At 57.9% G+C, this 19,778-nt stretch carries 23 protein-coding genes, 4 tRNA genes and 1 pseudogene; 19 read left to right on the top strand and 9 right to left on the bottom strand.

Annotation, left to right across the window (positions count from 1 at the left end; all coding sequences use genetic code 11):
- Window positions 1–6 precede the first annotated feature (6 nt).
- The 4 genes from ACZRKZ_RS21880 (at window position 7) to ACZRKZ_RS21865 (ending at window position 1,293) form a co-directional block, all read left to right on the top strand.
- Window positions 7–771: an SDR family oxidoreductase gene (locus tag ACZRKZ_RS21880; protein ID WP_463970455.1), complete on the top strand. Its 765-nt coding sequence runs from the start codon at window positions 7–9 to the stop codon at window positions 769–771.
- Between the two features lie 107 nt (window positions 772–878).
- Window positions 879–954, top strand: a tRNA-Val gene (locus tag ACZRKZ_RS21875).
- Window positions 955–1,009: 55 nt separating this feature from the next.
- Window positions 1,010–1,086 (top strand) — tRNA-Asp (locus ACZRKZ_RS21870).
- A gap of 130 nt (window positions 1,087–1,216) precedes the next feature.
- Window positions 1,217–1,293 (top strand) — tRNA-Asp (locus ACZRKZ_RS21865).
- A 172-nt stretch (window positions 1,294–1,465) separates the two neighbouring features.
- Here ACZRKZ_RS21865 and ACZRKZ_RS21860 read toward each other — a convergent pair.
- Window positions 1,466–2,749, bottom strand: coding sequence for an NAD(P)/FAD-dependent oxidoreductase (locus ACZRKZ_RS21860; RefSeq protein WP_463982717.1), 1,284 nt, complete (start codon window positions 2,747–2,749; stop codon window positions 1,466–1,468).
- Between the two features lie 184 nt (window positions 2,750–2,933).
- On the opposite strand from ACZRKZ_RS21860, the gene ACZRKZ_RS21855 reads away from it, so the two are divergent.
- The 4 genes from ACZRKZ_RS21855 (at window position 2,934) to pcp (ending at window position 5,675) form a co-directional block, all read left to right on the top strand.
- Window positions 2,934–3,010: transfer RNA gene (locus ACZRKZ_RS21855), tRNA-Val, on the top strand.
- A 337-nt stretch (window positions 3,011–3,347) separates the two neighbouring features.
- Window positions 3,348–4,073: a 5-oxoproline transporter, DUF969 family subunit gene (locus tag ACZRKZ_RS21850; RefSeq protein WP_133102945.1), complete on the top strand. Its 726-nt coding sequence runs from the start codon at window positions 3,348–3,350 to the stop codon at window positions 4,071–4,073.
- Complete coding sequence (locus tag ACZRKZ_RS21845) at window positions 4,070–5,020, top strand: DUF979 domain-containing protein (RefSeq protein WP_350616438.1); 951 nt, start codon at window positions 4,070–4,072, stop codon at window positions 5,018–5,020. Before ACZRKZ_RS21850 ends, ACZRKZ_RS21845 begins: the two co-directional genes overlap by 4 nt.
- Window positions 5,021–5,027: 7 nt before the next feature.
- Window positions 5,028–5,675 carry a pyroglutamyl-peptidase I gene (pcp, locus tag ACZRKZ_RS21840; RefSeq protein WP_463982716.1) on the top strand — a complete coding sequence of 216 codons (648 nt, stop codon included), beginning with the start codon at window positions 5,028–5,030 and terminating at the stop codon, window positions 5,673–5,675.
- A 117-nt stretch (window positions 5,676–5,792) separates the two neighbouring features.
- On the opposite strand, the pseudogene ACZRKZ_RS21835 reads toward pcp, so the two are convergent.
- Window positions 5,793–5,915: pseudogene (locus tag ACZRKZ_RS21835) on the bottom strand (response regulator); the annotation flags it as partial.
- Between the two features lie 358 nt (window positions 5,916–6,273).
- Between ACZRKZ_RS21835 and ACZRKZ_RS21830 the strand changes: the two are divergent.
- Window positions 6,274–6,951, top strand: a complete 678-nt coding sequence (locus ACZRKZ_RS21830; RefSeq protein ID WP_463982715.1) for an HAD-IA family hydrolase — start codon at window positions 6,274–6,276, stop codon at window positions 6,949–6,951.
- Between the two features lie 20 nt (window positions 6,952–6,971).
- On the opposite strand, the gene ACZRKZ_RS21825 is transcribed toward ACZRKZ_RS21830, so the two are convergent.
- Together ACZRKZ_RS21825 and ACZRKZ_RS21820 are read right to left on the bottom strand one after the other, a co-directional pair.
- Complete coding sequence (locus ACZRKZ_RS21825; protein WP_463982714.1) at window positions 6,972–7,286, bottom strand: hypothetical protein; 315 nt, start codon at window positions 7,284–7,286, stop codon at window positions 6,972–6,974.
- A 123-nt stretch (window positions 7,287–7,409) separates the two neighbouring features.
- Complete coding sequence (locus ACZRKZ_RS21820) at window positions 7,410–7,673, bottom strand: hypothetical protein (protein WP_463982713.1); 264 nt, start codon at window positions 7,671–7,673, stop codon at window positions 7,410–7,412.
- Window positions 7,674–7,828: 155 nt separating this feature from the next.
- Between ACZRKZ_RS21820 and ACZRKZ_RS21815 the strand changes: the two genes are divergently transcribed.
- Window positions 7,829–8,287: a DUF2214 family protein gene (locus tag ACZRKZ_RS21815; protein ID WP_463982712.1), complete on the top strand. Its 459-nt coding sequence runs from the start codon at window positions 7,829–7,831 to the stop codon at window positions 8,285–8,287.
- Window positions 8,288–8,405: 118 nt separating this feature from the next.
- Here the strand turns inward: ACZRKZ_RS21815 and csrA are convergent, their stop codons facing one another.
- A complete protein-coding gene (gene csrA / locus ACZRKZ_RS21810; protein WP_060838422.1) occupies window positions 8,406–8,600 on the bottom strand; it encodes a carbon storage regulator CsrA in 195 nt (64 codons plus the stop codon).
- Window positions 8,601–8,863: 263 nt separating this feature from the next.
- On the opposite strand from csrA, the gene ACZRKZ_RS21805 reads away from it, so the two are divergent.
- Complete coding sequence (locus ACZRKZ_RS21805) at window positions 8,864–9,229, top strand: SPOR domain-containing protein (RefSeq protein ID WP_463970454.1); 366 nt, start codon at window positions 8,864–8,866, stop codon at window positions 9,227–9,229.
- 45 nt (window positions 9,230–9,274) lie between these two features.
- Here the strand turns inward: ACZRKZ_RS21805 and ACZRKZ_RS21800 are convergent, their stop codons facing one another.
- The 3 genes from ACZRKZ_RS21800 to ACZRKZ_RS21790 all read right to left on the bottom strand — a co-directional run bounded on the left by ACZRKZ_RS21800 (window position 9,275) and on the right by ACZRKZ_RS21790 (window position 11,542).
- Window positions 9,275–9,964, bottom strand: coding sequence for an endonuclease (locus tag ACZRKZ_RS21800; protein ID WP_463970399.1), 690 nt, complete (start codon window positions 9,962–9,964; stop codon window positions 9,275–9,277).
- A gap of 4 nt (window positions 9,965–9,968) precedes the next feature.
- The gene (locus ACZRKZ_RS21795) at window positions 9,969–10,220 is read right to left on the bottom strand and encodes a DUF1654 domain-containing protein (protein ID WP_463970398.1); all 252 of its coding nucleotides are present in this window, start codon (window positions 10,218–10,220) and stop codon (window positions 9,969–9,971) included.
- Between the two features lie 233 nt (window positions 10,221–10,453).
- Window positions 10,454–11,542, bottom strand: coding sequence for an asparaginase (locus ACZRKZ_RS21790; RefSeq protein WP_463982711.1), 1,089 nt, complete (start codon window positions 11,540–11,542; stop codon window positions 10,454–10,456).
- A 565-nt stretch (window positions 11,543–12,107) separates the two neighbouring features.
- On the opposite strand from ACZRKZ_RS21790, the gene ACZRKZ_RS21785 reads away from it, so the two are divergent.
- Genes ACZRKZ_RS21785 through ACZRKZ_RS21755 form a run of 7 tightly spaced genes read left to right on the top strand, consistent with a single transcriptional unit; the run spans window position 12,108 to window position 19,038 of the window.
- On the top strand, window positions 12,108–13,067 hold the full coding sequence (locus ACZRKZ_RS21785; RefSeq protein ID WP_463970396.1) for a substrate-binding domain-containing protein: 960 nt from the start codon (window positions 12,108–12,110) through the stop codon (window positions 13,065–13,067).
- 58 nt (window positions 13,068–13,125) lie between these two features.
- The gene (locus ACZRKZ_RS21780; protein WP_463982710.1) at window positions 13,126–14,679 is read left to right on the top strand and encodes a sugar ABC transporter ATP-binding protein; all 1,554 of its coding nucleotides are present in this window, start codon (window positions 13,126–13,128) and stop codon (window positions 14,677–14,679) included.
- Window positions 14,676–15,650: an ABC transporter permease gene (locus tag ACZRKZ_RS21775; protein WP_463970394.1), complete on the top strand. Its 975-nt coding sequence runs from the start codon at window positions 14,676–14,678 to the stop codon at window positions 15,648–15,650. Before ACZRKZ_RS21780 ends, ACZRKZ_RS21775 begins: the two co-directional genes overlap by 4 nt.
- 3 nt (window positions 15,651–15,653) lie before the next feature.
- Window positions 15,654–16,661, top strand: a complete 1,008-nt coding sequence (locus ACZRKZ_RS21770) for a substrate-binding domain-containing protein (protein ID WP_133102929.1) — start codon at window positions 15,654–15,656, stop codon at window positions 16,659–16,661.
- 12 nt (window positions 16,662–16,673) lie between these two features.
- On the top strand, window positions 16,674–17,591 hold the full coding sequence (gene rbsK, locus ACZRKZ_RS21765; protein WP_463982709.1) for a ribokinase: 918 nt from the start codon (window positions 16,674–16,676) through the stop codon (window positions 17,589–17,591).
- Window positions 17,588–17,983, top strand: a complete 396-nt coding sequence (rbsD, locus tag ACZRKZ_RS21760) for a D-ribose pyranase (protein ID WP_350616448.1) — start codon at window positions 17,588–17,590, stop codon at window positions 17,981–17,983. The genes rbsK and rbsD overlap by 4 nt, the downstream gene beginning before the upstream one ends.
- A gap of 26 nt (window positions 17,984–18,009) precedes the next feature.
- Window positions 18,010–19,038 carry a nucleoside hydrolase gene (locus ACZRKZ_RS21755; RefSeq protein ID WP_463982708.1) on the top strand — a complete coding sequence of 343 codons (1,029 nt, stop codon included), beginning with the start codon at window positions 18,010–18,012 and terminating at the stop codon, window positions 19,036–19,038.
- Between the two features lie 33 nt (window positions 19,039–19,071).
- On the opposite strand, the gene ACZRKZ_RS21750 is transcribed toward ACZRKZ_RS21755, so the two are convergent.
- On the bottom strand, window positions 19,072–19,284 hold the full coding sequence (locus ACZRKZ_RS21750) for a hypothetical protein (RefSeq protein ID WP_133102925.1): 213 nt from the start codon (window positions 19,282–19,284) through the stop codon (window positions 19,072–19,074).
- A gap of 146 nt (window positions 19,285–19,430) precedes the next feature.
- On the opposite strand from ACZRKZ_RS21750, the gene ACZRKZ_RS21745 reads away from it, so the two are divergent.
- Window positions 19,431–19,736: a hypothetical protein gene (locus ACZRKZ_RS21745; RefSeq protein ID WP_463982707.1), complete on the top strand. Its 306-nt coding sequence runs from the start codon at window positions 19,431–19,433 to the stop codon at window positions 19,734–19,736.
- Window positions 19,737–19,778 lie beyond the last annotated feature (42 nt).

Genomic DNA, 19,778 nt, shown 5'->3' with positions numbered 1-19,778 from the left:
TGGTCCCTGGAGGCGGCAACCGCCAGTAATGGTCGTGTCGCGCTGGTCACTGGTGCGGCACGCGGAATCGGCCTTGGGATTGCTGCGTGGCTGATCAGCGAAGGCTGGCAGGTGGTACTGACAGACCTGGACCGCGAACGCGGTTCCAAGGTGTCCAAGGTGCTGGGCGATAACGCTTGGTTTATCACCATGGACGTAGCCGATGAGCGGCAGGTGGTCCTTGGGGTGGCCGAGGTGCTCGGGCAGTTTGGGCGCCTGGATGCATTGGTATGCAACGCGGCGGTGACCGACCCGCGCAATATCACCCTGGAAAGCCTGGACCTGGCCTACTGGAATCGGGTGCTGGCGGTAAATCTGAGCGGTCCGATGTTGCTGGCCAAGCACTGTGCGCCGTATTTGCGGGCTCACGGTGGTGCCATCGTCAACCTGACGTCGACCCGGGCTCGCCAGTCGGAGCCGGATACCGAGGCTTACGTGGCGAGCAAGGGTGGTCTGTTGGCCCTGACCCACGCCCTGGCGATCAGCCTGGGGCCGGAAGTGCGGGTCAATGCCGTCAGCCCTGGCTGGATCGATGCTCGAGACCCCGCTGCTCGCCGTGCGGAGCCGCTGACGGACGCTGATCACGCTCAGCACCCGGCGGGCAGGGTAGGCACCGTGGAGGACGTGGCGGCGATGGTGGCGTGGTTGCTGTCGCGCAATGCCGGGTTTGTCACCGGGCAGGAGTTCGTTGTAGACGGTGGCATGACCAAGAAGATGATTTACAGCGAGTAAGGCAGGTTGCGGTCCTGAAGTGATTTTGTCTTTTTCAGAAAAACTTCAAGCAGGCTATTGACTTAGGTCCGCTATCTGCGTAAATTTCGCGGCCTCAACGAAGCAAAGGGTGATTAGCTCAGCTGGGAGAGCATCTGCCTTACAAGCAGAGGGTCGGCGGTTCGATCCCGTCATCACCCACCACTTCTTGAGAGTTTTGCCTTCGGGCAAGACGCAACGTTAAAGGTTGCACCGACGCGCAGCGGTAGTTCAGTCGGTTAGAATACCGGCCTGTCACGCCGGGGGTCGCGGGTTCGAGTCCCGTCCGCTGCGCCATATTTTACAGGTTCGATTTATCGGATTTGAGACTGAGAAGCCAAGGCTGATCAGTCAGATGTTAAAGGCGGTTGAAGGTGACACTTCAGCAGGTCCTGAAGGTTCAAACAGACGCAAGTCTGAGCGATACGCAGCGGTAGTTCAGTCGGTTAGAATACCGGCCTGTCACGCCGGGGGTCGCGGGTTCGAGTCCCGTCCGCTGCGCCATATCTGTTCCAGGGCCCACTGAACGCCCTGAGACGCCAAGGCAAGCCGCAAGCTTGATTGGATCGATAGCAAAGACCCTGGTCGAAAGACCGGGGTTTTTTGTGTCTGCAATTTGGGAAGGACGAATGCTGCAGGAGCTGGCAAGCAGCTCCTGCAGAAGGTCGGGTGGAAGTCAGAACCCCAGTTTATCCCGCAACCCGTAATACCAGGCCCCCAGCGCCGCAAACGGCGTGCGCAACAACTGCCCGCCCGGGAACGGGTAGTGCGGCAGGTCGGCAAACGCATCAAAACGCTCCGCCTGGCCCCGCAGCGCCTCCGCCAGTACCTTGCCTGCCAGGTGGGTGTAGGTGACGCCATGGCCGCTACAGCCCTGAGAATAATAGATATTGTCCCCCAGGCGACCGACCTGCGGCAGGCGCGATAGCGTCAGCAGGAAATTACCGGTCCAGGCGTAGTCGATCTTCACATCCTTGAGTTGCGGGAAGGCCTTGATCATCTTCGGCCGGATGATTGCTTCAATGTTTGCCGGGTCCCGTGCGCCATACACCACGCCGCCGCCGAAGATCAGGCGCTTGTCGCTGGTCAGTCGGTAGTAGTCCAGCAAGTAGTTGCAGTCTTCAACGCAGTAATCCTGCGGCAGCAGGGTTTTCGCCAACTCGTCACCCAGTGGTGCCGTGGTGATCACTTGGGTGCCGCACGGCATCGACTTGGCCGCCAGTTCCGGCACCAGGTTGCCCAGGTAGGCATTGCCGGCGACAATGATGAACTTGGCCCTGACTTTGCCCTGTGCCGTATGCACGACCGGATTAGCCCCGCGCTCAATGCGCACCGCAGCAGATTGCTCGTAGATCGTGCCGCCCAGGGATTCCACTGCCGCCGCTTCCCCTAGCGCCAGGTTGAGCGGGTGGATATGCCCGCCGCTCATGTCCAGCAGGCCACCTATATAGTTGTCACAGGCGACCACCTCGCGAATGCGTCGCTCGTCCAGCAGTTCCAGCTGGGTATGGCCGTAGCGCTCCCACAGGCGCTTCTGCGATTCCAGATGGCCCATGTGCTTGCTATTCAGCGCGGCGAACACACCGCCGTTCTTCAGGTCGCACTGGATTTGGTACTTGGCCACCCGCTCGCGAATGATCCGGCCGCCTTCAAAGGCCATTTCCCCCAGTAACTGCGCCTGTTTCGGGCCGACACTGCGCTCGATCACATCGATGTCGCGGCTGTAACTGTTGACGATCTGCCCGCCGTTGCGGCCTGACGCACCAAAGCCCACCTTGGCGGCTTCCAGCACCGTCACACGAAAGCCGTTCTCCAGCAGGAACAGTGCGCTGGAAAGGCCGGTGTAGCCGGCGCCAATCACGCACACATCGGTTTCGACTTCGCCTTGCAGGAGCGGGCGAGGAGGAACCGCATTCGCGGAAGCGGCGTAATACGACTGGGGATAGGGGGTGTTCGCCATCCTGGAACCTCTGTTTTATATTTTTTACGAGTGCGCCGATCCTACCTGAGTTGAAAATCCGCTGCCAGCCACCGGAAAAATACAGTTGTGCCAGCTGAAATTAAAAAATTCGCATATTCATAGGCTTAGCTGCAAAAAAGGTGTTGACACACTTCTGAAATTCCGTAGAATGCCGCCACACAGCAGGCACGTAGCTCAGTTGGTTAGAGCACCACCTTGACATGGTGGGGGTCGTTGGTTCGAGTCCAATCGCGCCTACCAAACAAAATCCGCTCTGCTGGGCGGTCTAGAAGGGCTCACCGAAAGGTGGGTCCTTTTTTGTTGTCTGCGATTTGTCTGCGCTGCGTAAAAACCACGCAAAGCCCCTGTCACACCGTGTCCATCCCCCACAAACTTTATTGGTTTGCAGCAACAATTTTTCTTGTTGGACACGTCCGCTGCCAAGCAGCAAAGATGCCCACCACTGACGCTAGACCTTTCAGGTCAATAATAAAAATCCGAGTCGGGCTGTCCGCCATATCCAGAAGCGAATCTGACGTTCTCGTCTTTTTCCTTCCAGCGTTACTGGCGACGCGGCACGCAATCAAGGACTCACGCCATGCAAACAGTTGTGAACCTATGGCCGCTGATCGGCGTACTCGTCATCGTGGTCGGCTTTGTGTTGCGCTTCAATCCGCTGCTGGTAGTGACTGCGGCGGCGATTGCCACCGGGCTTGCTGCTCAATTTCCCCTGGAAAAAATCCTCGCCACCATGGGCGACGGCTTCATGCAAACCCGTGCCTTGCAACTGATTCTGTTGTTGCCGTTGGCGGTAATCGGCTTGCTGGAGCGTCATGGCTTGAGACTGCATGCGCAGAACTGGATCGCCCGGTTTGAGCGGGCTACCGTCGGGCGCCTGCTGATTATCTACCTGTTTGTCCGCGAGTCTACGGCTGCCATGGGGCTGACCAGCCTTGGTGGGCATCCGCAGATGGTGCGTCCGCTCCTGGCGCCAATGGCTGAAGGCGCAGCTGAAAAGCGCTACGGGAAAATCCCGGAAAAGCTTCGCCACAAAGTCTTGGCCATGTGTGCCGCGACCGACAATGTGGGCCTGTTTTTTGGTGAAGATATCTTTGTCGCTTTTGGCGCGATTGCGCTGATGCATACCTTCCTGCTGGGTTCGGGGATTGATGTCGAACCGCTGCATATCGCCGTCTGGGGCATCCCCACCGCGATTTGCGCCTTCATCATTCATGCAATACGCCTGCACCGTTTTGACCGAATGCTGACCCGTGAGTTGTCGCCCGTAGCGCCGGCTGCCACCCAGACGGAGGCGGCACAATGATCATCTCCATTCAATACCTGTACTGGCTGGCCGGGGTTTTGCTGTTGATCACCGCCGGGATGATTCTGGCTGACCGAACGCACCCCAAGCGCTGGTCCAGTTCGCTGTTTTGGCTGCTGTTCGCCATCCCTTTTCTGGTGGGGGAGCGCATACCCTCGATTGCAATTGGCATCGGTGTCGTGCTGATGGCGGTCATCGCAGGCCTTGGCGGTGTAGGCCGTGGCGCTCATGCCGAGTTGCATGACAAGGACTCTCGTGCCAGTGCCGGTCGGCTGGGTCATAAACTATTTATCCCCGCCCTGGCGATTCCACTGACTACGGTGATCGGCTCCGTGTTGCTCAAACACACCGAAATCGGTGGCGTACCGCTGCTTGACCCGAAAAACACCACCTTTGTTTCCCTGGGTGTGGGCTGTTTGATCGCCTTGGCGCTGGCTTGCTGGCTGACCCGTGACACGCCGGTGCAGGCCTTGCGCGAATCCCGACGCCTGACTGAGGCGCTTGGCTGGGCAATGGTTCTGCCGCAGATGCTGGCGATGCTCGGCCTGCTCTTCAACGAGGCTGGGGTCGGCACCGCCGTGGCCCACGTCGCCACCACCTACATCAACCTGGATTTCAAGTTGGTGGCGGTGATGGTCTACGTGCTGGGCATGGCATTGTTTACGGTGATCATGGGTAATGGTTTCGCGGCGTTTCCGGTGATGACCGGAGGGATTGGTGTGCCGGTGCTGGTGGGTGTCTACGGTGGCAACCCGGCGGTGATGGCTGCTATCGGCATGTTCTCCGGCTACTGCGGTACGCTGATGACGCCAATGGCGGCGAACTTCAATATCGTGCCAGCCGCGCTGCTGGAACTGCCCGACAAAAACGCGGTGATCAAGGCGCAAATGCCGACCGCGCTGATGATGCTGGTGGTCAATATCGTTCTTCTTTACCTGCTGATGTGAGGCAATGATGCAAACACTGCTGCTCACCGGTTTCGAACCCTTCGACCAAGACACCGTCAACCCTTCCTGGGAAGCCGTGCGCCTGCTGGATGGTGTGCAACTGAGCGACGACCTGCGCATCATCGCCCGGCAACTACCTTGTGCCTTCGCCACCGCTGGCATCCGGTTGAGTGAACTGCTGGTCGAGCATCGTCCGCAGATGGTCATCGCCATCGGACTGGCTTGCGGGCGTAGTGATATTTCCATCGAGCGGGTGGCGATCAACCTCATTGATGCACGGATCCCGGATAATATCGGCCACCAACCCATCGACACTCCTGTGGTGCCCGATGGTCCCGCCGCCTACTTCAGCACCTTGCCTATCAAGGCCATGGTGAAAGCGCTGCGGGACGGGGGGATTCCCGCTTCGGTTTCGCAAACGGCTGGCACCTTTGTGTGTAATCAGGTGTTCTACAGCCTGCAACACGCACTTGCTGGATCGTCAGTGCGCAGTGGTTTCATTCATGTGCCTTTGCTGCCAGAACAAGCCTCGCGTTCGATATCAGGGCAGCCTTCGATGGCTTTGGCAACGTTGGTTGAAGGATTGCAGATTACTGCGCTGACGGCATGGAACACACAGGTGGACGTAGCAGAAACGGGAGGGCAGGTTAGTTGACATCATTGGGCCTCATGCCTGCCGTCCCGGGAAAAACAGCTCAAAACATGTCACCCCGTCTTCACTGCTGACACTGTACCGACCGTTATGCAGTTGCATGATTGTCGCGACGATGGACAGCCCCAGGCCATTGATGCGGTCGGCGATGTTATCGCGGGCGGTGAGGAACAGCACCGGAGTGTCGGCCTCCTTGCGCAGGCGGCGCAGGACTTCCCAACCGCCCATTTTCGGCATCATCACAGCCCTGGATCAGTGGGGTTGCGGGGGAGGCTGGTGAGGTGCTGGCAAAGGCTGAGCCGGTGCCCAGCATCAACAGGCTGGCGGCGATCAGGCAGAGTTTACTGATTGGTTTCATGGTGTGGACCCTTTCATTATCAGTAGGAAGTTGTGTCATCGGGTGTGGGTGACTGACGACTTCACTGTATGAAGTGAGGGTGCTGGTAACGCTGACAACTCAATGACAAGTTTGTAATGCAATGGGAGGGCGCTTTCTACGTCCTCGTCCGTTTACAAGCCCTGGGTCGATCCGTAGATTGCAGCAGGCAAGTGGTTCGTCAGGGCCCAAGACCGGGCGACGAGAGCGAGAGGAATCCGAGCAGTGTCCGCCAAAGGTTCAGCCGTATTTGATAGCCGGTACCGTGCATTTCTGTTTGATATGGACGGGACCATTCTCAACTCCATCGCCGCCGCAGAGCGTGTCTGGGCAGCCTGGGCCAAGCGCCATGGCCTGGATGTGCAGGCGTTCCTGACCACCATTCATGGCGTTCGGGCCATTGACACCATCACCCGGCAGGCCTTACCTGGAGTGGATGCAGACGCTGAGGCGCGGGGCATTGCCGAGGCCGAGATCGAGGACATCGAGGGCGTGGTGGCAATCCCTGGCGCGGTGGAGTTTCTGAAGACGCTGCCCGGCAATCAATGGGCAGTGGTGACGTCTGCACCCAGGGCATTGGCCCTGCACCGTTTGCAAGCGGCAGGAATCGTCCCGCCAGCAGTCATGGTGACGGCCGAGGATGTCGCCAGCGGTAAGCCTGATCCGACTTGTTACCTGTTGGGGGCGCAACGGTTGGGTGTGCCGGTCCAGCAATGCCTGGTCTTTGAGGATGCTACGGTTGGTATCCTGGCCGGAGAGGCGGCGGGGGCGGATGTCATGGTGGTTACGTCCGCGCACTTGACTCCCATGGCGACAGAACACGCAACGATTGTTGGTTATGAGCAATGGCTGGCCGATCGTGACGAAGACGGTTTCCTGCGGTTGCTGCCTCGGCAGCACTGAGATGAAAAAGGTCAGACCTTTTACGAGGTTCGGCCTTGGTCGATGCCGGGAGGGCAGGCTGGAGGCTGATTATTGTCCAGGGTTTGCAGCCGCGAGCCTCGGATGCCCTGACGCGAAATCACCATCTCCTTGAGGATTTCATGAGCCAGCCTGGCAATCGCTTCAGCTCCCCGGTAATGAGTGCGGACGATCCCGGTCACTGCAAAGTGATCGGCATCCGGGCCGCTGAGGATTGCTGACAGAGTGCCGTCGGCATGCAGCGTGCAGACAACGTTGTAACTAGGTAAGCGCGCTGTCAGGGCGGCCTCGATTTCGGATTTGCTGAGAGTGTCCATCTGCTTTAGAGCCTTTTACAGACCATGCAGGTCCAAGCATAGATTCTGCTGAAGGACTGTAAATGATGGCTATCTGACGCTATGGCTGCCGCATTTCTAGAGCGGGTTGAGCGCTGCTCCCCGTCAGGATGAGGTTTTCTCACGGGCGTTACGGAAGGCCCGTCGGCGCAGTTTTCGATGAATGGCGGCTTGAATCGGCTTGATGCAGAAGAATAATAGATAACCGCACAGAAACAGCGCCAGATCCGGCCAGCAAGGCGCGTCCGTGTTGCTGGCATCTTCTATTTCGAACCTTGCGCCGTACCCCGCAGCCACGAAGACCAGCCCAATAAGCAGGGCAATAATCCAGGATTTAGAGACATAAGGCTGCTTGCTGGTTCGCCTCATTTACGTGCTCCTGCGTGTACATTTCTATCGGCATTCGGCTGCCGAATTGATCGCAAGTTCCCTTGGCGAGCGTGCGCGATTGCAGCGTTGGGCTAATACTGAGAAACGCTTGTGCAACCGTCCAAAAATGTCTTCAACGATGGGGAGCGCACATCATGTTGACCCACTGGCTTCTTGCGGCTGTTCATCTGCTGGCTTTCGCCATGGCCTTTACGGCCGTACTGGCTCGTGGCAAGGCTCTGCGCAGCCTGAAAGGCACAGACTCATCGCCGGTTCGGCAGGTATTGATTGCGGATAATTTCTGGGGGATCAGTGCGTTGATGCTGCTCATAACGGGCGGTATGCGCGCCTTTGGTGGCTTTGAGAAAGGCACCGAGTACTACCTTCAACAGCCGTTGTTTCACCTGAAAATGACCTTGTTCATTTTTATTCTGTTGCTGGAGATCGCACCGATGATCCGTTTGATCAAATGGCGGATTGCATTGGCGCGTGGCAACCGACTTGATCTATGCAAGGCCGGGCTGTTTGCGCGCATCAGTTATATTCAAGCGTTATTGATTGTGTTGATGGTCATTGCGGCAAGCGGCATGGCACGGGGCGTCAGCCTGGGTTGACGGAGCCTGGTGCGCAGAGGGGGAGTGAGCGCTGCGTTGATCACGGCAAACCGCGAACAGGCCAAGGGGCTTTCGCCAGCCGTTACAGTGAACGAAAGGGCTGGCTACTGGAGACGCTTCAAGGTGTTTCGCGTTTGTCCGGGGCAGTCAGGCCCGCCTGGATGCGTTGGTAGATCTCTTCACGATGCACTGCAACATTCTTGGGCGCATTGATGCCGATTCTCACTTGCTGGCCGCTAACGCCCAGAATGGTGATCGTAATGTCATCACCGATGTTTATGCTTTCACCAACTTTGCGGGTGAGTATCAGCATGGACTTCTCCTTGATTGCTTTGAAGGACAAATGTTTCAGACAGGGCAGATGTCGGTTGTGTGTAGCTTGCTGTGACGCGCTTCCCTGTGGCAGCTTCTTTTAGGACGCATAGAGGCCGCATTAATTCCCATGGCGCCATCATACAGGTCTGAGAAACATCATTCGCATTGTTTAAGCCAGCGTTTATGACGGCCAGAATAGACAGTGAATGATAAAGTTGCCTCTTTGATCCTTAAAGGAGCAGGGCAGTGCGTAAAGTAGCGATGGCAATTGTGGTGTTGGCATTGGCCGGCTGTGGTGAAGGTCGCAGTGTCGATACCCCCAGGGCTAAGCCCGCAATCGCTGAGGTCCAGCCCCAGGCGTCAACGATTGGAGCCCAGGAGTGGGACGTATGGGTAGGCCCGCCAGACCATAAACTGCAGGCGTTGACGGATCTGACCGCGTGGTTGCTCGAACATGGATTCAGTTTTTATCTGGTCAAGGAAGACGGTAAGGATCAGGTTCTGATGGGACCTTTCAGCAGCAAGGCTGAGGCCGAGGCGAAGCAGATACAGTTAACGGAAAAACTGGCCAAGGCCAAGAAAAATGACACTGTATCGCAGGTCATCGAACACAAGGCCGCACAGTAAGAAAAGGGCGAGCGCACATATAAGGTTCCGCTCGCCTACTCTCATTCAGTCGCAGGCTTTCAAGTTCACCGGGCCGACGAACTCATTGCCGCGTCCCATCACACACGCCACGGTTTGATTGCGCTGGCGTTCCCAGGGCTGTGCCGGATAGGTCTTGTTCCAGGCTTCGTACAACTGACGGTCCTGTTTCGACAGGCGCAAGCCGTACTGTTTGCTCATATAGAAGTACGTCCGGGCGATCATGCCGCGTATGGACGGTCGGGGCATGACCTTCTTGGCCTTGAAGTCCACCTGGGTCAGGCATGAACCGTATTGCCCGCTTTGCACCGGCAGCCAGCCAAAACTGAAGTTGTTGCGATCGCCGTTGACCTCGCCGATGCTCGGCACCAGGTTGTGCAGATCCGCTTCGGCACGCTTGTAGACGGCGTCGTACCGGGTGCAGTTCTTGCGTCCGCCGTCCTGCCAACACTGGCGTTGATGGCCGATCTGCCAAGCGGGAACAATGTGTTCCCATTCAATCCGTGCCGCGCGGTTGGCGTTTTTGCGTGGGATGTAGCCGCAGGCTTTCAGGTCCACCCGGTTTCCGGTGTATTTGCATCCACAGTAGAACTCCGTGGATTGCGGGGCGTAGAGCTTCCAGGCGATTTTCTTGGCTTCACTGAAGGTTCGGGGTGCCTGGGCATGAGCGGTGACAGCGAAAAACAGGCACAGCACGGTAAAGAAACGCACACTCATTGAATCAATCTTCCTTCGGCACAACCCAGAAAATTTGCACGCCGCCGTCATCACGATGGGCAAGAGTGACGTTGTCGTTTTCTGCAATCTCTTCCAGCAATCGCTCCCATTCATCCACAGGCTCATCCGGCAAACGGAAGATCAAGGCTGCCTTGGCTTTCTGAGCGTTGGTCGAATTGATGATTTTCTGCACGCGAACCGCCAGGCGTTCGTAGGCATCAGGAGGTTTCGGTGCTGCGGGGGAAGGCTTCGCCACGGAGTAGTCCTTATTAGGCTGTACGAACATACAGTATTTAACTGTGGGAAAATTCGCAACTGCTTAAAATTCAATAAGGCCCCTATGACAATGATTTATCGGATTTTGTGCAAGATGACTTTGTTTTTTAAGGTTTTTTAAGAAGAGGTGAAGCGGGGGGGGGGCGTTGACCCACCCGCGAAGCGCCGCGAGTGGGGGATGGCCTGGCCGTTAAAGGCCGGGCCGGGGAGGGATCAATATTCCCAGAATATACGTTGCAGTTCCTTGCTGTCCTGGGTCTTGGTCAGGGCGACCATGGCCAGGATGCGGGCTTTCTGCGGGTTCAGGTCATGGGCAACAACCCAGTCATTTTTGTCGTCAGGCTGTTCGGCGTTGCGCAGAACGAAACCGCCGGCATTGACGTGGGAAGAGCGAATGATCTGCACGCCATCCTTGCGCAGGGCCTGCAGGGCTGGCACTACCTTGGAAGACACCGAACCGTTGCCAGTACCCGCGTGGATGATGGCTTTGGCGCCAGCCTGGGCCAGGGCCTTGTAGGCGGTGTCGCTCACGTTGCCGTATGAGTAGGCGATTTCGACGTCTGGCAGGCTTTTGATGGTCTTGATGTCGAATTCCGAATCCATGGTGTGACGCTTGGCAGGCAGGCGGAACCAGTAGGACTTGCCTTCAACGATCATCCCCAGAGGGCCCCAGGCACTTTTGAACGCTTCGGTCTTGATGTTGATCATTTTGCTGACGTCGCGACCCGACTGGATCTCGTCGTTCATGGTCACCAGGACGCCTTTGCCGCGAGCATCTTTGCTGCTGGCTACTGCGACGGCGTTGTACAGGTTAAGCATGCCGTCAGCCGACATGGCAGTACCCGGACGCATCGAGCCGACCACGACGATTGGCTTGTCGGTTTTTTCTACCAGGTTGAGGAAGTAAGCGGTTTCTTCCAGCGTGTCGGTACCGTGGGTGATCACGATGCCGTCCACGTCTTTTCTGTCGGCCAGTTCGGCGACGCGACGACCCAGTTGCAGCAGGTTTTCGTTGGTGATGCTTTCGGAAGCAATTTGCATCACTTGCTCGCCGCGCACATTGGCGATCTGGCTGAGCTCAGGAACACCGGCGATCAATTGCTCGATGCCTACTTTGGCGGCCTGGTAGGTCGCACTGTTGGCTGCGCTGGCGCCAGCGCCGGCAATGGTGCCGCCGGTGGCAAGGATCACCACGTTGGAGAGCTTGGTCTTGCTTTCAACTTCTTTTGCCTGGGCGGTAACAGGGAAGAGCAGCAGTAGGGCTAAAGCGCCCGGGACAAAGTGCTTGAGTGCAGATTTCATTATTTTTCTCTCTAGTTTTGATGAGTGCTTGTGCAGGTTCATCTAGAAACACCACGGGCTGTACTGAGTGCCACGAGGTGTTGAGTAAAAGCAGGATTTGTACCAGTGGTATTTTGTTCTGGAAATGAATTTAACTTATTGATTTTAAACAATATTTATTTTAGCTGAGAGATGCTTTTTTCAATTGTTGTCCGAGTTTCCGAACAAAGGCACCTTCTCATGTTCGGTTGTCCGAAAGCATGATGGAGAAATCCCTTTGGCCATCAGTGAAAATTTCACCTCATCTGTCGTTTTAGAGAACGATCGGCTGTCAGAGATGTTTAAAGGGTAATAACAATAGTCTGTAGGGTGGGACGCAGAGCAGGTGTAGAAAAAGGACTTTTCTTTCGTTGACAAGTCTCGACAAAATTCGCATAGTTTGACTAACGCAAACGTTTGCGAGACGTTTCATGGGTCACTCTCTGGGTGGCGTGAAAGCTCGTATAAGCCGCCCGGGTGGGCTGGCTGGCGAAGCACTATTCGGTGCAAGCGTTGCTCTCAATAATCATAAGAACGGAGTGAACCCATGAAGCTGCCATTCTCTGGACGTCTTCTTGCTGTCGCTGTGCTTGCTGCAGCATCCGCCGCTTTGCCCCTCTCCCACGCATTTGCCGATGAAACCGCCGCCAAACCCAAGGTCGGCCTGGTGATGAAATCCCTCGCCAACGAATTCTTCGTCACCATGCAAGACGGCGCCAAGGAGTACCAGAAAGCCCACTCCGCCGACTTTGACATGATCACCAACGGCATCAAGAACGAAACCGATACCTCCGCCCAGATTGATATCGTCAATCAGATGATTCTGGCCAAGGTTGACGCACTGGTCATTGCGCCTGCTGATTCCAAGGCGCTGGTCTCGGTCCTGAAGAAGGCCTCCGATGCCGGTATCAAGATCGTCAACATCGACAACCGTCTTGATCCGGGCGTGTTGAAAAGCAAATCTCTCGATATTCCCTTCGTAGGCCCTGACAACCGCAAGGGGGCCCGCCTGGTCGGTGAATACCTTGCCAAGCAGCTGAGTGCTGGCGATAAAGTCGGCATCATTGAAGGTGTATCGACCACCACCAACGCCCAGCAGCGTACCGCCGGTTTCAAGGATGCAATGGAGGCCGCCAAGATCGATGTGGTGACCCTGCAGTCCGGCGAGTGGGAAATCGACAAAGGCAACAAGGTTGCCGCTGCAATGTTAAGCGAGTACCCGGATCTCAAGGCATTGCTGGCGGGTAACGACAACATGGCGGTAGGTGCTGTTTCTGCCGTTCGTGCCGCGGGCAAGGCTGGCAAGGTCCAAGTGGTTGGCTATGACAACATCGATGCCATCAAACCCATGCTTCAAGACGGTCGTGTCCTTGCGACCGCCGACCAGGCGGCTGCAAAGCAAGCGGTGTTCGGTATCGAAAGCGCTCTGAAACTGGTCAAGGGCGAAAAAGTCGATGCCGTAGACGGCATGATCGAAACGCCGGTCGAACTCATCCTCAAGAAGTAATTCCTGGCTGCACAAAACAGCGTCTGCTCGTTTTGTGCGGACGCCTGGAGACCTTCCTATGTCATCTTGCGCACCGGACGCTGTCCTCTCGGTCAGCGGTATCGGCAAGACCTATGCCCAACCGGTTCTGTCTGACATCACCCTGACGCTCAATCGTGGGGAAGTGTTGGCGTTGACCGGTGAAAATGGTGCGGGCAAAAGTACCTTGTCGAAAATTATCGGCGGGCTGGTCACGCCGACCACCGGACAGATGCAATTCAACGGTCAGGATTATCGTCCGGGCAGTCGTGCCCAGGCCGAAGCGTTGGGCGTACGCATGGTCATGCAGGAGCTCAACCTGCTGCCCACCCTGACGGTGGCCGAGAACCTGTTCCTGGACAACCTGCCCAGCCACGGTGGCTGGATCAGCCGCAAGCAACTGCGCAAGTCGGCTATCGAGGCCATGGCTCAAGTGGGGTTGGATGCCATCGACCCGGACACCCTGGTCGGCAGCCTGGGCATCGGCCACCAACAGATGGTCGAAATCGCCCGCAACCTGATTGGCGACTGTCATGTGCTGATCCTCGACGAGCCCACGGCCATGCTGACGGCCCGTGAAGTCGAGATGCTGTTCGAACAAATCACCCGCCTGCAGGCCCGGGGCGTGGCGATTATCTACATTTCCCACCGGCTGGAAGAACTGGCCCGTGTCGCCCAACGCATTGCGGTACTGCGTGACGGCAACCTGGTCTGCGTCGAGCCAATGGCCAATTACAACAGCGAGCAACTGGTCACGCTGATGGTGGGTCGTGAACTGGGCGAACACATTGACTTGGGGCCGCGTACCATCGGCGCGCCGGCCTTGACCGTGAAAGGCCTGACCCGCTCGGACAAGGTCCGCGACGTGTCCTTTGAAGTACGCGCCGGCGAAATCTATGGCATCTCGGGCCTGATCGGCGCCGGTCGTACCGAGTTGTTGCGGCTGATCTTCGGCGCCGACCTGGCCGACAGCGGTACCGTAGCGCTGGGGTCGCCAGCCCAGGTGGTGAGCATCCGCTCGCCTGCGGACGCAGTCGGTCATGGCATCGCGCTGATCACCGAGGACCGCAAGGGCGAAGGCCTGCTGCTGACTCAATCCATCAGCGCCAATATTGCCTTGGGCAACATGCCGGAAATCTCCAGTGCTGGCCTGGTCAATGGTCGTGATGAGACCGCCTTGGCCAAACGCCAGATTGCTGCCATGCGTATCCGCAGTTCCAGCCCGGCGCAACTGGTGTCCGAGCTGTCGGGTGGCAATCAGCAGAAGGTGGTGATTGGCCGCTGGCTTGAGCGCGATTGCTCGGTGCTGCTGTTCGATGAGCCGACCCGGGGCATCGATGTCGGTGCCAAGTTCGATATTTATGCCTTGCTCGGCGAATTGACCCGCCAGGGCAAAGCGTTGGTGGTGGTCTCCAGTGACCTGCGTGAGTTGATGCTGATCTGTGACCGGATTGGTGTGCTGTCCGCCGGCCGCTTGATCGAGACCTTCGAGCGCGACAGCTGGACCCAGGACGAATTGCTCGCCGCCGCCTTTGCCGGTTATCAGAAACGTGATGCGTTGCTCAACGAAGCAGCGCCCAGGAATACCCTATGAAAACAACTTCTCCTGCAAAACCTGGTGGCAACTTCTATGGCCTGGGCACCTATCTGGGCCTGGCCGGTGCCTTGCTGGCGATGATTGCGCTGTTCTCGTCCCTGAGTAGTCACTTTTGGTCCTATGACACCTTCAGCACCATCGCTAATCAGATTCCCGACTTGATGGTGTTGGCGGTGGGCATGACCTTCATCCTGATCATCGGCGGCATCGACCTGTCGGTGGGCTCGGTGCTGGCTCTGGCGGCATCGGCGGTCAGCGTGGCAATCCTCAGTTGGGGTTGGAGCGTCGTGCCGGCCGCATTGCTGGGCATGGGCTGTGCTGCACTGGCCGGGACCGTCACCGGCTCCATCACCGTGGCCTGGCGGATTCCCTCGTTCATCGTTTCCCTCGGCGTGCTGGAAATGGCCCGCGGTGTGGCGTACCAGATGACGGGCTCGCGCACCGCTTATATCGGTGATTCCTTTGCCTGGCTGTCGAACCCGATTGCTTTCGGCATTTCGCCGTCGTTCATCATTGCCTTGCTGGTGATCATCGTTGCCCAGGCCGTGCTGACCCGCACCGTGTTCGGTCGCTACCTGATCGGCATTGGCACTAACGAAGAAGCCGTCAGGTTGGCGGGGATCAATCCAAAACCCTACAAGATTCTGGTGTTCAGCCTTATGGGGCTGCTGGCTGGCGTTGCCGCACTGTTCCAGATCTCGCGGCTGGAAGCGGCGGACCCGAACGCCGGTTCCGGCCTGGAGCTGCAAGTGATTGCCGCAGTAGTAATCGGCGGCACCAGCCTGATGGGCGGCCGCGGCTCGGTCATCAGTACGTTCTTCGGCGTGCTGATCATTTCCGTATTGGCGGCAGGCCTGGCACAGATCGGCGCCACTGAGCCGACCAAGCGCATCATTACCGGTGCAGTGATCGTGATCGCAGTGGTGCTCGACACTTACCGCAGTCAGCGCGCCAGCCGGCGAGGCTGAGTCATGGCAACGATCAAGGATGTGGCGGCGCTCGCGGGTATTTCCTACACCACCGTGTCTCATGTGGTGAACAAGACGCGCCCGGTCAGCGAGCCTGTGCGGATCAAGGTCGAGGCGGCGATCAAGCAGCTGGACTACGTTCCAAGCGCGGTCGCGCGGTCGCTGAAGGCCAATACTACCGCCACCATCGGGCTGCTGGTGCCCAACAGCCTCAACCCGTATTTCGCGGAGCTGGCCAGGGGCATCGAGGATTACTGCGAGCGTAATGGCTACTGCGTGATCCTCTGCAACTCCGACGATAATGCCGAGAAGCAGCGCAGCTATTTAAGGGTGTTGCTGGAAAAACGCATCGACGGTTTGATCGTCACCTCTGTTGGCGGCGATGACAGCGGCCTGACCTCAGGCCTGAAAGCGGTGCGCATCCCCATGGTGATTGTCGACCGTGGGCTGGACGGCATTGATGTCGATCTGGTGCGTATCGACCATGAGCACGGCGCTTACCTGGCGACCCGGCATTTACTGGAGTTGGGTCACCGGGACATCGCCTGCATTGGCGGCCCCGCTCACACCCGTGTGGCGCAAATGCGTCTGGCCGGTTATTGCCGAGCCCTGCGCGAAGCTGATGTTGAAGTGCCGGCGAGCCGCATGCTGGAAAGTGACTTCACCAGCACCGGTGGCTACGCGGCGGCCGTACAGTTGCTGGCGGCCAATCCCCCTAGTGCGATTTTTGCCGGAAACGACATGATTGGTTTCGGCGTATTGCGGGCGGCCGCCGAGCGCAATATTCGCGTGCCCGGCGAGTTGTCGGTCATCGGTTTCGATGACATTCAAATGAGCCGTTACGTCTACCCGGCGCTGACCACGGTCGGCCAGTCGATCCTGCAACTGGGGGAGATGGCGGCGGAGCTTTTACTGCGACGGATTGCGACACCACAACTGCCGATCGATCAACGAATCGTGACGCCGAGCATTGTTTTGCGTGAGTCGACAGCATCGCTGAATCGAATTTAAGAGTATTGATGTATGCCAGCAAAAGTAGTGGTAGTAGGCAGTCTGAATATGGACCTGGTCACTCGCGCCAGTCGTCTGCCCCGTGCCGGTGAAACCCTGATCGGCCAATCGTTCTCCACGGTTGCGGGCGGCAAGGGCGCCAATCAGGCCGTTGCCTCGGCACGCCTGGGGGCCGACGTTTCAATGATTGGCTGTGTAGGTACCGATGCCTATGGCGCCCAATTGCGCGACGCGTTGCTGGCCGAAGGCATCGATTGCCAGGCGGTCAAAGAAGTGGTGGGCTCCAGTGGTGTCGCTCTGATTGTGGTCGATGACAGTAGCCAGAATGCGATTGTCATTGTCGCCGGCAGCAACGGCGCACTGACACCGGCGTCGTTGCAGTCGGTGGACAGCGTGCTGCAGGCTGCCGACGTCATTGTCTGTCAGCTCGAAGTACCGATGGACACCGTGAGTCATGCTCTCAAGCGCGGTCGCGAACTGGGCAAAACGGTGATCCTCAATCCTGCCCCGGCCAGTGGTCCGTTGCCCGCGGACTGGTACGCCGCCATCGACTACCTGATTCCCAACGAAAGCGAAGCCTCGGCCTTGAGTGGGGTGGTGGTCGACTCGCTGGAAAGCGCCAAGGTCGCCGCTACGTATCTGATCAAGGCCGGCGCCGGCAAAGTTATCATTACCCTCGGTTCACAGGGCGCACTGTTCGCCGATGGCCAGGGCTTCGAGCATCTGCTGGCACCCAAGGTCAAGGCGGTCGACACCACTGCGGCGGGCGACACCTTTGTCGGTGGTTTTGCCGCGGCATTGGCCAGCGGCAAAAGCGAAGCCCAAGCCATCCGCTTTGGTCAGGTCGCGGCAGCCTTGTCTGTCACCCGTGCCGGCGCGCAACCCTCCATTCCCACGTTGCACGACGTTCAAGGTTTTGTTCCCTCATGAAAAAGACTCCCTTGCTCAATATTGCTTTGTCACGGCTGATCGCTTCCCTGGGGCATGGAGACATCGTGGTGATCGGTGATGCCGGTCTGCCGGTGCCACCGGGCGTCGAGTTGATTGATCTGGCGCTGACCAAGGGTATTCCCGATTTCATCAGCACCTTGCGCATCGTCCTCAGCGAAATGCAGGTCGAGAGCCATGTGCTGGCCGAAGAAATCCTGCTCAAGCAACCTCCGGCGCTGGCCGAACTCAACACGCTGACCGACCTAGGCGAACGTCGTCTGTTGAGTCATGAAGAATTCAAGGTCCTGAGCCGCAAGGCGCGGGCTGTGGTGCGTACTGGCGAGTGCCAGCCCTACTGCAACATCGCGCTGGTCTCCGGCGTGACCTTCTAGCATTTCCCAACGACAAGGAGAGTGTCATGCAACGTAGTACCCAAACCCTGCGACATCTGTTCCGGAGTGTGCTGCTTTTGTCCGTGCTAACTGCTGCAAGCGCCCAGGCGGCGGAAAAAATCGACCTGATCATCGACACTGATCCGGGGGCCGACGATGTGGTCGCGTTGCTGTTTGCCATGGCCTCCCCTGAAGAACTGAACATCCGCGCGCTGACTACCGTGGCCGGCAATGTGCGCCTGGACAAGACCTCGCGTAACGCGCGACTGGCTCGTGAGTGGGCAGGGCGCGAGGACATTCCGGTCTACGCTGGCGCACCGGCACCGCTGCTGCGCACGCCGATCTACGCCGAGAACATCCACGGCAAGGAAGGCATCTCCGGTGTCACCGTGCATGAGCCGAAAAAAGGCCTGGCCGAGGGCAATGCCGTTGACTACCTGATCAAAACACTGAGTACTGCCAAGCCCCATAGCATCACCATCGCCATGCTCGGCCCACAGACTAACCTGGCTCTGGCGCTGACCCAGGCACCCGAGATCACTCAGGGCATCAAGGAAGTGGTCGTGATGGGTGGCGCACACTTCAATGGCGGCAACATTACGCCGGTGGCCGAATTCAACCTGTTTGCAGATCCTATCGCGGCTGAAATCGTGCTCAAAAGTGGCGTTAAGCTGACTTACCTGCCGCTGGACGTGACCCACAAGGTCCTTACCAGCGAAGCGCGCCTGAAGAAAATCGCTGACTTGAAGAACAACGCCAGCAAGGTTGTCGGCGATATCCTCAACGAGTACGTCAAGGGCGATATGGAACACTACGGCATTCCCGGCGGCCCAGTGCATGACGCTACCGTGATTGCTTACCTGCTCAAGCCTGAACTGTTCACCGGGCGCCAAGCCAATATGGTGGTGGATAGCCGCGAAGGCCTGACCTTCGGCCAGACCATCGTCGATTGGTACGACGGCCTCAAGCAGGAAAAGAATGTGTTCTGGGTTGAAAACGGCGACGCCCAAGGCTTCTTCGACCTGCTGACCGCACGTCTTGCGCGTCTGAAGTAAACCGCTTGCCGGTCGGTGTTCGCCGGCCGGGTCTTATTCGCGTTCGGGGTCTTGTGCCCCCATGTGATCGGTCGGGTATTTCTCGAATATCTGGCCGATGAACGCTTGCGCGGCCTGGGTTCCCAGTTCCTTGACCAGCAGGTCTATGCCGATGATTGCCAGCTCCTCAGGGCTGCCGGGGCTGTATGAACTTTGCCCTTGAGGCCACTTGGCTTTGATGTCGGCATGGATGGTTACGGTGGTCATGGGGGGCTCACGTGTTTGAAAGGCTGGGCAGTGCGTTCTCTAGCCTGGCGAGTTAACCATTTTGCGCGACGTTTGGCACTGCTACTTAGGCATGAGGGGAGGGCTGTGCGACACTGGCGACCTGTTTAATTGCCAGGGAAAACCGCGTGCAGATCGATTTGAACAACCCCGAGAACCTGACGCTGGAAGCTGTTCGCCAGCTGCTGGCGTCCGCCAGCGACGACGTGCACACCCAATTGCGGGTCACTAGGGCCGGTATTGCCTACATATCTTCAGGGGTGGTGGGCGGTGTCGATATCGACGGCTTGCTGTTTCGCCTGGAGACTTGGGCGGCCGGTTCCGGCTATGTCGGCAATGTGGCGGCCAGCGACGCAGTCTGGGTAACGCAGATTTTCAATGCGCTGAAACAGAACTGGCCAAATCCACCGTTTGATTACATCGATATCTATTGAGTGCTCGTTCATATCTGGTGACGATTGATTCGGCGATCACAG

Source organism: Pseudomonas sp. c313 (assembly GCF_055407145.1).
Note: the sequence above shows the minus strand (reverse complement) of the source record. Positions and strands in the feature narration are given on the sequence as shown.